Origin of the sequence: Paenibacillus sp. R14(2021) (genome assembly GCF_019431355.1) — a bacterium.
In the GTDB taxonomy this organism is placed as follows: domain Bacteria; phylum Bacillota; class Bacilli; order Paenibacillales; family Paenibacillaceae; genus Paenibacillus_Z.
This window is the reverse complement of record NZ_CP080269.1, coordinates 2016696-2029262: the sequence shown is the minus strand read 5'-3', so window position 1 is coordinate 2029262 and position 12567 is coordinate 2016696. Positions and strand designations below refer to the sequence as shown.

Sequence of the window (12567 nt, the reverse complement as noted above, 5' to 3'; positions counted from 1 at the left end):
TGAAGCGGGATGAGCTGCGCGCGGCGGTTGAAGGTTGTCCATGGATTTGCCTATTGCCAGAGCCGTTGTAATTGGTTATAATGTCCTCTATAAGAGAACAGATGTCTTTCTAAGGAGGACGGCTAAGTCAGTGGAAGAACGCTATTATGTCGTCCGTGAGGACATGCTGCCGGAAGCAATCGTGAAGACGATTCAGGTGAAAGAAATGCTCCGGCGCGGGGAAGCATCCACCGTTCATGAAGCTGCAGAACGCGTCGGATTAAGCCGAAGCGCTTTCTATAAGTATAAAGACGGCGTATTTACGCAGAACAACCTCCAAAGAGAAACGATTACGACCATTTCTATGGATTTGGATCATCGGTCGGGCATACTCTCGAAGGTGCTGGGACTCGTAGCCGGCTCTGAAGGAAACGTACTTACGATTCATCAGACGATCCCGCTGCAAGGGCTGGCGAATGTCGTTATTTCTGTCGATACATCATTAATCAGCGGCGCACTGTCTGAGCTCATGGATGCGCTTCGCAGACAGGACGGCGTACGCAAGGCGTCCATTATCGGGCAAGGATAGATTATATATTGGAGGTTATTGCATGAAGCCGATTAAAGTAGGATTGCTTGGATTAGGTACTGTAGGAACAGGTGTTGTTCGCCTTATTGAGGGACATCAGACTGATTTGGAGAGTCAAGTGGGGTCTCCGATTGTGATCGAAAAGGTGCTCGTTCAAAATAAAAGCAAAGTGCGCGCGGTGAGCGTATCCCCGGACAAATTAACGGAGGATGCTTGGGAAATCATCAATAACCCGGATATTGATGTGATCGTCGAAGTGATGGGCGGCATCGAAATCACAAAAAATTATATTCTTGAAGCCTTGTCCCGCGGCAAGCATATCGTTACGGCGAATAAGGATTTGATGGCGCTGCATGGTCCTGAAATTTTGGCGAAGGCGCAAGAGCATGGCTGCGACGTCATGTATGAAGCCAGCGTAGCCGGCGGCATTCCGATTATACGTACACTGGTTGAAGGCTTCTCTTCGGACCGTATTACGAAGATTATGGGGATCGTAAACGGCACAACGAACTATATTCTTACCAAAATGAGCAAAGAAGGCGCAGCGTACGGCGACGTACTGAAGGAGGCTCAGGATCTTGGTTATGCCGAAGCAGATCCGACGTCCGACGTGGAAGGCTTGGACGCGGCGCGCAAAATGACCATTCTCGCAACGCTCGGCTTCCGCGCGAACGTAGCGCTTGAGGATGTCGATGTCAGAGGCATTTCGTCGATCAGCCGCGAGGATATTCTCTATGCGAAGCGTCTGGGATACGAAGTGAAATTGCTCGGCATCGCGGAGCGTCAAGACGATTATATCAGCGTCAGCGTGCAGCCGACGATGGTGAAGCTGTCCCACCCGATCGCATCCGTGAACGGCGTGTTTAATGCGGTCTATGTCTACGGCGAAGCCGTCGGCGAGACCATGTTCTACGGCGCAGGCGCAGGCGAGCTGCCGACGGCGACCTCCATAGTGGCGGACCTGGTCGCTGTCGTGAAGAACCTGAAGCTGGGCGTAAATGGCAAGCAAGAGAAACTGGCTTACAAGGAGAAGAAGCTCAAGACCGACGAGCAGATCGCTTCGAAGTATTTCCTGCTGCTGCATGTGGATGACCGCGCAGGTGTGCTTGCCCGTATTACGCAGGCGTTCGCGGAGTATGAAGTCAGCCTGGAGTCCGTGCTGCAGCAGCCGAATCCGGACATTCCTGAGGCAGAAATTATTATCATCACGCATGACGCCAACAAGGCAGCCGTTAAGCGCGTATTGAAGTCGCTGGACAGCATGGATGTCGTGAAAGCAGTCAAGAGCGTGTACCGTGTAGAAGGCTAGAACGTTGGAGGGTGCTGTAAAATGATAAACGGCCAGGTATTGGTAAAGGTTCCGGCCAGCACGGCGAATCTCGGTCCGGGCTTTGATACGCTTGGCATGGCGCTGTCGCTTTACGCTTGGATTGAAATGGAAGCCGCGGATGGCGAGACCGTCTTCGAACTATACGGGGACGGTATGAAGGGCTTGCCCGAGGATAAGTCCAATTTGCTTTATCAAGTAGCGCAGATGGTCTTCGAGGAGGCCGGCGTGCATATACCGGAGCTTCGCATCGCGATGTATAGCGACATTCCGTTGACGCGGGGACTCGGAAGCAGTGCTTCCGCCATCGTCGGCGCGCTTGTTGCGGCGAATGCGCTGGCAGGCAGTCCGCTTAGCGAGGAGAAGCTGTTTCACATGGCTTCTGAATTGGAGGGTCATCCCGACAATGTAGGCGCCTCTCTATTCGGCGGCATCGTCGTATCCGCTTGGGACGGCAGCAGGGCCGAGAAAGTGCGGATTGCGCCGCATGCGGATCTTGAGGTGCTGGTCGCGATTCCGACTTTTCAGTTGGCAACGGAGAAAGCGCGTCATGCGCTTCCATCCATGATTGAGATGAAGGATGCGGTCTACAATGTGGCAAGCAGCTCCCTCTTGGTGGCTGCATTGGCCAGTGGCAGCCTGGAGCTAATCGAGTTCGCGATGCGGGACAAGCTGCATCAGCCTTATCGCGCGCCGCTCATCCCGGGCATGTCTGAAATTTTGGATAAGGCAACGGAGCACGGGGCGCTTGGAGCCGCGCTCAGCGGCGCAGGTCCGACGCTGCTTACGCTTGTCGACCGAAGAAGCACACGGAAAGCAGAGCTGGAAGCTTTCCTGATTGATACGCTGCAGCAGCACGGCATTCAAGCCGAGACAAGGTGGCTGATGCCGGATTTGAACGGACCCGAGCTGTCGATCGGGCAGACGGACAGATCCATTCCTTTCATGGAACGAATTAAAGGAGAAGTCAGGGCATGATAAGTGTAGCATGTTTGCCGAAAGGCTCCACATCCGATGAAGCGGCGAGATACTTATTAAACAACCAAGGCGCCGAAATTCAGTATCAATACCACCGCATGATTGCCGACGTGTTTCTGTCGACGGCCGAAGGCAAAACGTCGTATGCCATCATTCCGATTGAGAATACCATTGACGGCTCCGTCAGCTTACATACTGATTGGTTGGTCGATGAAGTGAATTTGCCGATTCAGGCGGAATGGGTCTATCCTTCCATTCAGCATTTGATCGGTGCTGCCTCCGAGCTTTCGGGAGCAGACGGATCACTAACGTTCGACCGGATTGTGAAAGTGATGAGCCATCCTGTCGCAATGGCCCAGTGCACGCAGTATCTCAAAAGCCGTCTTCCTCACGCCGAACTAGAGCATGTGGGCAGCACGTCCGAGGCTGTACGGATCGTTCGCGACAACCCCGGACGGGGCTGGGCGGCAATCGGTCAAATCTCGGCGGCGGCGGATAACGCTCTTGACGTGCTGGAAACCGCCATTACCGATCATGACAACAATTACACGCGGTTTCTGCTTATCGGGAACGAACCGTTCACGCTGCGCGAATCGGCCAAGCATAAGACGAGCATTCTCATAACGCTGCCCGAAGATTACCCGGGGGCGCTGCATCAGGTGCTGTCCGCCTTTTCCTGGCGGCGCATCAACTTATCTCGCATCGAATCGCGGCCGACGAAGAAGAAGCTGGGCAATTACTATTTTCTCATCGATATCGAAATGTCCATGGAAACGGTGCTGCTCCCATCCGCCATTGCCGAAATTGAAGCGATTGGGTGTCAAGTCCGTGTGCTGGGCAGTTACCCTAGCTTTACGTACGAGGCTCGTTAAGCGGCAACAATCCTAACCGGAGGTGCTGGAAAAGTCATGGCGGAACAAGTGATTTATCTCAACGGGGATTACGTCAGTAAAGAAGATGCCAAGGTTTCCGTATTCGATCATGGGTTTCTTTACGGAGACGGCATCTTCGAAGGTATTCGGATCTATAGCGGCAATATCTTTAAATGCAAAGAGCATTTGGAGCGGCTTTACGATTCAGCAAAGTCGATCATGCTGGACATTCCGCTCTCCTATGCCGAAATGGAGCAAGCACTCGTGGAAACCATCCGCCGCAACGGACTACGTGACGGATATATACGCCTCGTCGTATCACGCGGTCCCGGCAACCTGGGGCTAGATCCAAAACGCTGCCCCGCGGCATGGGTCATTATCATCGTCGAGCAGTTGGCAATCTATTCGCCCGAAGCCTACCGTGAAGGTTTGGTCTCGGTGTCGGTATCTCAGCGCCGTAACATCCCGGATGCGCTGAATCCGAAAATCAAGTCGCTGAATTACTTAAATAATATCCTGGTCAAAATTCAAGCGAACCTGGCCGGAGTCGGCGAGGCGATCATGCTGAATTCGCAGGGGTACGTGGCTGAAGGCTCCAGCGATAATATTTTTATCATCAAACGGGGTATCGTCTATACACCGCCTTGTTACATTGGCGCACTGGAAGGCATTACGCGTGCGACAATCATCGAGCTTTGCGCGAAACTTGGCTACACGATGAAGGAAGAGCCGTTTACGATGCATGACGTGTATGTGGCGGACGAGGTCTTCTTCACCGGTACAGCAGCCGAGGTCATCGCGGTCCGCGAGGTCGACGGCCGGACGATCGGCAGCGGCAAGGCCGGCCCGATTACGACGCATTTGCTGGAAGAATTCAGGAAAACAGTGGCTGTGGACGGCGTAAAGGTATACGAATAAACCGCGTAAAACGGAAATTGGAGTTCTGCTTGGGCATCGTACCCAGGGGACTCCAATTTTTTTTTATGAAGAAGGGTGACACTCGCCCATATCATGCATAGGATGTAGGGATTGATAACGGGCGTTTACTGCGTCTTCCCCAGACGTAAACGTGACAGGAGGTTATTGGCGGGTGAAAATCCATATTGTAAAAAAAGGCGACACGCTGTACTTGATTGCGCAGAAGTACAATGTTTCGCAGGAAGAAATTTTGCAGCTTAACCCTACCATTACAAATCCAGACCAGATTGAAATCGGCATGAAAATTAAAGTGCCGGCGTCTAACGGAGGGAACATGGAAATTATGCATCAGCATGTCGTACAGCAGGGCGATACGCTTTGGAAGCTGTCCAAAGCATGGGGAGTGCCGCTCGGAGATATGATTAAGGCGAATCCGCAGCTTAAAAATCCGAACGTGCTGCTTACCGGCGAAATTGTCAACGTGCCGAAACCAAGCTCACCGAGCTCAATGCCTGACATGAATGACGGTCAAGGCCATCACGAGGGGGGCGGCCACCACAAGCTGCACCCGACATCGGTGATGCAGAGCGTTCATGGCCTGATGGGTAAAATGTCGACGGCACCGCTGCCGCTTATTCCTGGCAAGAAGCCGACAGGTCCGAAAGCGAATACTGCGCCTGTACCGACACCAATGCCTATGCCGGAGTTTGAACTGCCGGTTGAGGAAGAAATTCCAGCTCCAGAGCCGACACCTGTACCGACGCCGCTTCCAGCACCTGCTCCGGAAGTCGTTCAGAAGCCTGCGGCGGTAGTGGAGAAGAAATACCCCGTTCACCAACATACCTATGAGCAAAACATCGATTTGTTTATACAATATGGCGTACCGGCAACGGAAGTCATGTCTTTGCATGACATGCCTTCGCCGGTTCACAGCGGCTACGGGTTCAGCCAGCCGACGGCAGTATCGCCGGTTCACAGCGGCTACGGCTACAGTCAGCCGACGGCGGTGTCGCCGGCAATGACGGGCGACTATGGAATGCCAACAGCGGTATCCCCGGCAATGACGGGCGGCTATGGAATGCCGACCGCGGTGTCGCCGGCAATGACGGGAGGTTACGGTATGCCGACGGCGGTATCCCCGGCAATGACGGGAGGTTATGGTATGCCGACGGCGGTATCCCCAGCAATGACGGGAGGTTATGGTATGCCGACGGCGGTATCTCCGGCAATGGCGGGCGACTACGGCATGCCGACAGCGGTATCTCCGGCAATGACAGGCGGCTACGGCATGCCGACGGCAGTGTCACCGGCAATGACGGGAGGCGGCTACGGGTATCCGCAGACGAATCCTACCGCGGTTAGTCCAGCCGAATCGACGGCCGGCTTGCCGTGGGGGGCTCCAAACTATGGCTGGGGATCGCCGATGGTAAGTCCAATCAGCGACGAAGACTGCGGACCTGATTGGGTATCGCCGGAGAGCATGGGTCCAATGGGCGGCTACGGCTACAATCCGTCGATGGTATCGCCGGAGAGCATGGGTCCAATGGGCGGCTATGGCTATAATCCGTCGATGGTATCGCCAGAGAGCATGGGTCCAATGGGCGGCTACGGCTACAACCCGTCGATGGTATCGCCGGAGAGCATGGGACCGATGGGCGGCTATGGCTATAATCCGTCAATGGTATCGCCAGAGAGTATGGGTCCGATGGGTGGCTACGGCTACAATCCTTCGATGGTATCGCCAGAGAGCATGGGTCCAATGGGTGGCTACGGCTACAATCCTTCGATGGTATCGCCGGCAAATGTTGGCCCGCAGTTCAGCTATGGCTACATGGGCAACGGTCAAGTATCGCCAGTAAGCACAGCGGCAATGCCAGGCAAGAAACCGTGCAAGTGCGGCTGCCAAGATAAGCGCGAGGATGAAGAAGAAGTACAGGAAGACGAAGAAAGCTTCGAGCTTCCGGAGCCGAGCAAGGCAGCGGCACCTCGCAAACCGGTAAAGAAAGTCGTCGTCCGGCAAACGCGTACCGTTAAGCAGAAACGGCGCGGCAGCCTGCCGTGGATTAACGGTTAATACACAGCTCCGTTCGCCATCGGATATCGATGCGGACGGAGCTTTTATTATGCAGAGGAAGCCATGCATATTTCTCCATTGTAAGAGACACAATAGCAGAAAAGGTAATAGGGGGGAGTCCAGCATGGCGGCATTCAGCCTATGGCGAAAGGTAAGACAGAAACTGCGGCGCAGCCGGCGTCCGATGTGGCAGCTTGGGTGTCTTCTAATCATGTTGGCGGCTATTGCTGCTAATATGAATCCGGCGAATGCAGCTGCGCGCAGCATCGATGCGGCAGTTCAAACGTACGACGCACTTCAAGGCAAGCCTGAAAGCGGCGCACGAAGCGTGATCGCCGCTTTGAGCGACCAGCGCGCGAAGGTAACGGTCAAGCTGCGCCGTATTTACATCTGCGGCATTGAAGCGGAGAACATCGGCGTCTTAAGTGCCAAAGACACGCTGGATATGATGAGGAAGCATCCGGAGTGGACGGCCGTGCTTGACGAGCAGGGTGGAGTCGTCATGGAGCAGCGTATCGACGATTTGTCGGAAGCTTGTAAGCGCAGCGCATATTTCGGATTGGACAAGGAGGGGAACCTGTCCTTGTTTGACGGCTCGCCGAAGCGCGAAAAGGTGCTGCGCACCTTCTTTCAGCTGGATGTGAACTACATGGAGAGCAGCCTGCCGCAAGAGCGGATCGATGAGCTCATGAGAGGCATCCGCATCTCGGACAAGGATGAATTCAACAGCGTGCTGTCGACGTTCGGCGATTACGCGCTGGATCGGACCGAGAAAGTCATGAAGCGCACGTTGTAACAAGCGCCGAGATAACATCTCGAATAGAAAGCTTCAGAGAGACGGCTTGCGCGCAGGCTGTCTCTTTTTGCGTTAGCCTGTACCTCAGGACAAAACGCGTGTTCTCATACGCCGCATCATTTGCTATAATGGGTGGAAGCCGATTTTTGACGATTACAGATTTTGGATGAGGAGAGAAGAGGCTTTGCGGGTACTAGGAATCGATCCGGGCATCGCGATCGTAGGCTTTGGATTCATTGACAAAATCGGGAGCAAGCTCGTTCCCGTCCAATACGGATGCATTACGACTGAAGCAAAGACGCCGCAGGAAGAACGGCTGAAGCAGGTTTACGAATCGGCCTGTGCCTTGATGGACCGATACAAGCCGGATACGGTTGCCGTGGAGAAGCTGTTCTTTAACCGCAACGTGACGACGGCTTTCTCCGTCGGCCAGGCACGGGGTGTTATCATTTTGGCGGCGGCGCAGCGCGGACTTCCGGTGACGGAATATACGCCCCTTCAAGTGAAGCAGGCCGTCGTCGGCTACGGGAAGGCGGAGAAGCGGCAGGTACAGGAAATGGTTCGAATGTTTCTGAAGCTGAGCGCGATTCCGAAACCGGACGATGTCGCCGATGCGCTCGCCGTAGCCATTTGTCATGCGCATTCATCCGTTCTAACGCAAAAAATAAATGAGGTGAACCGTTCGTGATCGATTACGTTAAGGGCCGAGTTGTCCATTTGGATACGGAATACGTGGTGGTAGACGTTCGGGACATCGGCTATCAGGTGTTTACGCCCAATCCGTATGCGTTTGCCAAAAGCGAAGAAATCATTACGATTTATACCCATCATCATGTCCGCGAGGATGCCACGCTGCTGTTCGGCTTTGCCAGCCGCGAGGAGCAGGCGATGTTCCGCAAGCTGCTTGACGTCTCGGGCATCGGACCGCGCGTTGCGCTCGGCATTCTTGCCGGCGGCAAGCCTGAGACGATTGCAGCCGCGATCCAGCAGGAGAATCTGACGTTCCTGACGAAGCTGCCCGGCATCGGCAAGAAAACCGCGCAGCGGATGGTGCTGGATTTGAAAGACAAGCTGGACGCCATTCCGGGCGGTTTCAGCTTTGCGGCAGCAGGCATCGTCTTGGAGGATGCTGGAAGCAAAGATATGTTCGCGGAAGGCGGACTGAACTGGCGGGAGGCGCGCGAAGCGCTTATGGCGCTTGGCTATACGGCTGCTGAGCTCGACCGTGCTTGGCAGGGAATGAAAGCAACGGAAGTTCCGAATGAAACAGTGGACGCCTTGATGAAGAGGGCGTTGCAGCAATTGTTTAAAGGCTAGCGGGAGAGGGGTAAGCGTGAATGGACGATCGGATTATTTCCGCCAACCTCATGATGGAAGATCAAGCGGTGGAGCTCAGTTTGCGTCCCCGCTATCTATCCGAATATATCGGTCAATCCCAGGTGAAAGAGAACCTGAAAGTATTTATCGAGGCGGCGAAGCTTCGTAAGGAAGCGCTGGACCACGTTCTGCTGTACGGTCCTCCGGGACTCGGCAAGACGACGCTGTCCAATATTATTGCGAATGAGCTGGGCGTGAATTTGCGCACGACAAGCGGCCCTGCGATTGAACGGCCAGGCGATCTTGCTGCATTGTTGACGAATTTGCAGGAAGGCGACGTCCTGTTCATTGATGAGATTCATCGGCTGCACAGGACGGTGGAGGAAGTGCTGTATCCGGCCATGGAGGACTTCGCGCTGGATATTATGATCGGTAAAGGCCCGAGCGCGCGCTCCGTGCGGCTTGAGCTGCCGCCGTTCACGCTGATCGGCGCCACGACCCGCGCTGGGCTGCTCTCAGCGCCGCTGCGCGACCGATTCGGCGTCGTCAGCCGGCTGGAGTTCTATTCCGTGGATGAGCTGTCTTACATTGTATCTCGCGCTTCGGAAATCCTCGGAGTCAGCGTCATCGGAGAGGCTGCGCGAGAGATTGCCATGCGCTCGCGGGGCACGCCGCGTATCGCGAACCGGCTGCTCAAGCGCGTGCGAGATTTCGCTCAGGTGCGCGGTGACGGCATCGTAACGCATGAACTGGCTCGGTCCGCGCTTGGCTTGATCCAAGTAGATCCGCTTGGTCTGGACAGCATCGACCATAAGATGCTTAGGGCGATGATTACGATCTATCGGGGCGGTCCTGTCGGACTTGATACCATCGCGGCGACCATCGGCGAAGAAGGGCAAACGATTGAAGATGTATATGAACCGTACTTGATGCAGATTGGATTTCTGCAGCGGACACCGCGCGGACGAATGGTCACGCCGCTTGCTTATCGGCATTTGGGACTACCCGTGCCTCAAGAGCAGGGGGCTGCAGCTGAGGCCGAGAGTGCGGAAGAAGGAGGCGGCATCGTCTGATGGCTGCAAAGCGGAAACAGGATGAAGAAGAGAGGCGCGAGAAGCTGATTGTGCTGTACGACGGCACGTGCAATTTATGCTTAGCCAGCGTGCGCCGGTTGAAAGAGCTGCAATCAACCGCTGTACTGCGGTTTATTCCCGTACAATCTTTAGAGGAAACGTATGAGACGATTCCCGTTCTTTCGGCTGTAACCAATGACCAGCTTCTGACGAAAATGCATGTCGTGGAAATGGACGGCACCCTCCATGCCGGAGCTGCCGGCGTCGTTCGCATTTTGCGTACGGTTAGAGGGCTGAAATGGCTGGCTCCCCTGTATCGGGTTCCCGGATTACGCGGGGCAGCTGACGCGTTATACCGGTTCATAGCGGCTAGACGCTATGATTGGTTCGGCAAGACGGACGAGAATTGTCATGAAGGTGTATGCACCTTGCCCGGAGCGAAAAAGCAATAGGAGGACGATCGAGCCGATGAATGGCGTAAGCGTTCAGGATAATGAGACGAAGTTGCGTGCGCCGGGTTTGTTCCGGCTGCCGAAGATGCTGCGAACGATTACGATTTTGGCGGTTGGCGTTACGGCTTTGTCCGTGTGGACGTCGCTTCCCTCGGAAGGCGCTGCCGTTCCGAGCATGGATACGATCCGAGTCGGCATTTTTCTCAATACGAGCAAATACAGCTTGAATACAACTGCGGCGACGTTCAGCTCCGCGGCATCCTTGCAGGTCGGCATTCGTCAGCCTGCCGGCGTTGTGCCAATATTTCAGACAGGCGCCGGGGAGACGATCCGGTTTACGCTGGATGACTATAAGCCGAAGCTGATGGAGACCGGCGATTACATGGCGGCGCTCTCCGTCATGAAGCGGCTGAAGGCGCTTGGCGCTTCCGGCATGATGACGACGGCCTATGACCCGCGAGGGAAAATCTATGCGGTCGCGGAAGGCTCTTATCCGACGGCTGCCGCAGCGAAGACGGCCGGCGACCGCTGGGCCAAGGACAGTGTAATCGCGGGCTTGATCGGCAAATCGGGCAAGATGGATCTTACCGGGCCGCTCCATTTGGACACAGGCGCTGTCTATCCGTCGAGCAGCGATGCGGTCGCCGCTGCGCAAGCCTTGAATGCTTCCGGCGTCGAGGCTTACGCGGCATTGAAGCAGACCGGCGCCGCTGCGGCGGTGTATACGGTAGTGGTCGGAGCGGAGAGTGATCAGACGGCGCTTAACGCGGTGAAGACCCAGGCGCAGCAAGCGAGCACAGGACTATCGCTCCGCCCAAGCGATGAAGGCACTGCTTACTTTCTCTTCCGCGATGACTACTCGACTGCGGAATCCGCTTCGAAGCCGCCGGTTACGCTATACTCCGTACCGCTTTCAGGAGCCAAGCTCTGGCTGTCGACGACAGCCGCGTCTGGGATCAAGCTGACCGAGCGTTACAATCGAAGTTACCGCGGCGCGTTCGAGGTCAGCGCGCTTGGCAGCAAGATGGCGGTCATTAACGAGCTCCCGTTCGAGCAGTATGTTTACTCCGTCGTCGGCGGCGAAATGCCGTCTTCTTGGCCGGCAGAAGCGTTGAAATCCCAAGCCGTTGCTGCGCGGACCTATGCCTTGTACCAAGGCTTCGGATTTCAAATTGCGCATGTCGTCGATACGACGCTCAGCCAAGCATACGGCGGCATAGGTGCGGAGAAGCCGGCTACGATCGCGGCGGTTGAAGCCACGCGCGGCGAAGTGGCCATGTATAACGGCAAAGTGATTAATACTGTCTTCGCCTCAAGTGCTGGCGGTTACACAGCAGCTGCCGAAGAGATCTGGGGAAGCGCCGTCGATTATTTGAAGAGCGTGTCAAGTCCGGACGAGTCGTCGGAGAAGGGGCTGTATAAATGGTTCCGCGTCGTCCTTCCGAACAGCCGTGTCGGCTATATTCGCGAGGATCTGCTGGAGGATACCGCACAGAAGAATGAAGTTGGACAAGCCATTCTGCGCGTGAAGACGGACGGCTCGAAGGTGCGGCCCATACCGCTTGTGCAGGACAATGTTCAAGTGGTCGATACCGTTAACCGCGGGACGCTCGTTGTCATGCTGGAGAAAGTGACGCAGTCTAATGAAATGTCCTGGGTTAGAGGCGCGTATTCGCCTGAAGCGCTGCTTGCGTTGACGCAGGGCAAGCTGACGAAGCCGATCGCCGGCCCGATCGCAACGCTTGAGATCAGCCAGTCGGGGCCGTCCGGACGGCCAACTGAAATTAAAGTTAATGGACAGAAGCTGGGCGTTAAGACGCCTGACGGCTTCCGGGCGGCATTCGGCGGGCTGCCTAGCACTTTGTTTACGATCGATGAGACAGCGCGGGTAACGATTGCCGGTGCCAATGGCGCCTCGAGAGAGCGGCCAGCCGACAGCAGCGCGATGTACGTGCTCGGCGGTGACGGTCAGAGCAAGGAATTAAAAGATGCCAACTTCTTTATTATGGATGGCAGCGGCAATGTCCGGGCAGCTACGAAGGCGCCATCGTTCCGCTTTGTCGGGCATGGCAACGGACATGGTGTGGGTTTATCGCAGTATGGAGCAAGAGGACTGTCAGAACTTGGGTATGACTACAAATATATTTTGCAATACTACTATAAAGACGCGAAGATCGTTAAGGAATGACAAC

Annotated in this window: 12 protein-coding genes; all 12 read left to right on the top strand. The window is 55.3% G+C overall.

What is annotated here, in order from left to right:
* Positions 1–130: 130 nt before the first annotated feature.
* Complete coding sequence (locus KXU80_RS09595) at positions 131–568, top strand: ACT domain-containing protein (protein WP_308858220.1); 438 nt, start codon at positions 131–133, stop codon at positions 566–568.
* Between the two features lie 22 nt (positions 569–590).
* Entirely contained in the window at positions 591–1877 is a 1287-nt protein-coding gene (locus KXU80_RS09590; RefSeq protein ID WP_219837956.1) for a homoserine dehydrogenase, read from the top strand.
* A gap of 21 nt (positions 1878–1898) precedes the next feature.
* Entirely contained in the window at positions 1899–2873 is a 975-nt protein-coding gene (thrB, locus tag KXU80_RS09585) for a homoserine kinase (RefSeq protein ID WP_219837955.1), read from the top strand.
* Complete coding sequence (gene pheA / locus KXU80_RS09580) at positions 2870–3745, top strand: prephenate dehydratase (protein ID WP_219837954.1); 876 nt, start codon at positions 2870–2872, stop codon at positions 3743–3745. The genes thrB and pheA overlap by 4 nt, the downstream gene beginning before the upstream one ends.
* 36 nt (positions 3746–3781) lie before the next feature.
* Positions 3782–4663 (top strand): branched-chain-amino-acid transaminase, encoded by an 882-nt coding sequence (gene ilvE / locus KXU80_RS09575; protein WP_219837953.1) that lies wholly within the window; start codon positions 3782–3784, stop codon positions 4661–4663.
* 172 nt (positions 4664–4835) lie between these two features.
* Entirely contained in the window at positions 4836–6737 is a 1902-nt protein-coding gene (locus tag KXU80_RS27965; protein WP_258171337.1) for a LysM peptidoglycan-binding domain-containing protein, read from the top strand.
* Positions 6738–6861: 124 nt separating this feature from the next.
* Positions 6862–7533 (top strand): BofC C-terminal domain-containing protein, encoded by a 672-nt coding sequence (locus KXU80_RS09565; RefSeq protein WP_219837952.1) that lies wholly within the window; start codon positions 6862–6864, stop codon positions 7531–7533.
* A gap of 184 nt (positions 7534–7717) precedes the next feature.
* Positions 7718–8221, top strand: coding sequence for a crossover junction endodeoxyribonuclease RuvC (gene ruvC / locus KXU80_RS09560; protein ID WP_219837951.1), 504 nt, complete (start codon positions 7718–7720; stop codon positions 8219–8221).
* A complete protein-coding gene (ruvA, locus tag KXU80_RS09555) occupies positions 8218–8850 on the top strand; it encodes a Holliday junction branch migration protein RuvA (RefSeq protein ID WP_219837950.1) in 633 nt (210 codons plus the stop codon). The genes ruvC and ruvA overlap by 4 nt, the downstream gene beginning before the upstream one ends.
* Before the next feature lie 20 nt (positions 8851–8870).
* Complete coding sequence (gene ruvB, locus KXU80_RS09550) at positions 8871–9923, top strand: Holliday junction branch migration DNA helicase RuvB (RefSeq protein WP_219837949.1); 1053 nt, start codon at positions 8871–8873, stop codon at positions 9921–9923.
* A complete protein-coding gene (locus KXU80_RS09545) occupies positions 9923–10375 on the top strand; it encodes a thiol-disulfide oxidoreductase DCC family protein (RefSeq protein ID WP_219837948.1) in 453 nt (150 codons plus the stop codon). Before ruvB ends, KXU80_RS09545 begins: the two co-directional genes overlap by 1 nt.
* A gap of 16 nt (positions 10376–10391) precedes the next feature.
* Positions 10392–12563 (top strand): SpoIID/LytB domain-containing protein, encoded by a 2172-nt coding sequence (locus KXU80_RS09540; protein WP_258171336.1) that lies wholly within the window; start codon positions 10392–10394, stop codon positions 12561–12563.
* The last annotated feature ends 4 nt before the right edge of the window (positions 12564–12567 follow it).

What these genes read in the sequence shown, in the direction of transcription:
- KXU80_RS09590 (WP_219837956.1), top strand. Translation starts at nt 591, where the DNA reads ATGAAGCCGATTAAAGTAGGATTGCTTGGATTAGGTACTGTAGGAACA.
- thrB (WP_219837955.1), top strand. Translation starts at nt 1,899, where the DNA reads ATGATAAACGGCCAGGTATTGGTAAAGGTTCCGGCCAGCACGGCGAAT.
- pheA (WP_219837954.1), top strand. Translation starts at nt 2,870, where the DNA reads ATGATAAGTGTAGCATGTTTGCCGAAAGGCTCCACATCCGATGAAGCG.
- ilvE (WP_219837953.1), top strand. Translation starts at nt 3,782, where the DNA reads ATGGCGGAACAAGTGATTTATCTCAACGGGGATTACGTCAGTAAAGAA.
- KXU80_RS09565 (WP_219837952.1), top strand. Translation starts at nt 6,862, where the DNA reads ATGGCGGCATTCAGCCTATGGCGAAAGGTAAGACAGAAACTGCGGCGC.
- ruvB (WP_219837949.1), top strand. Translation starts at nt 8,871, where the DNA reads ATGGACGATCGGATTATTTCCGCCAACCTCATGATGGAAGATCAAGCG.
- KXU80_RS09545 (WP_219837948.1), top strand. Translation starts at nt 9,923, where the DNA reads ATGGCTGCAAAGCGGAAACAGGATGAAGAAGAGAGGCGCGAGAAGCTG.
- KXU80_RS09540 (WP_258171336.1), top strand. Translation starts at nt 10,392, where the DNA reads ATGAATGGCGTAAGCGTTCAGGATAATGAGACGAAGTTGCGTGCGCCG.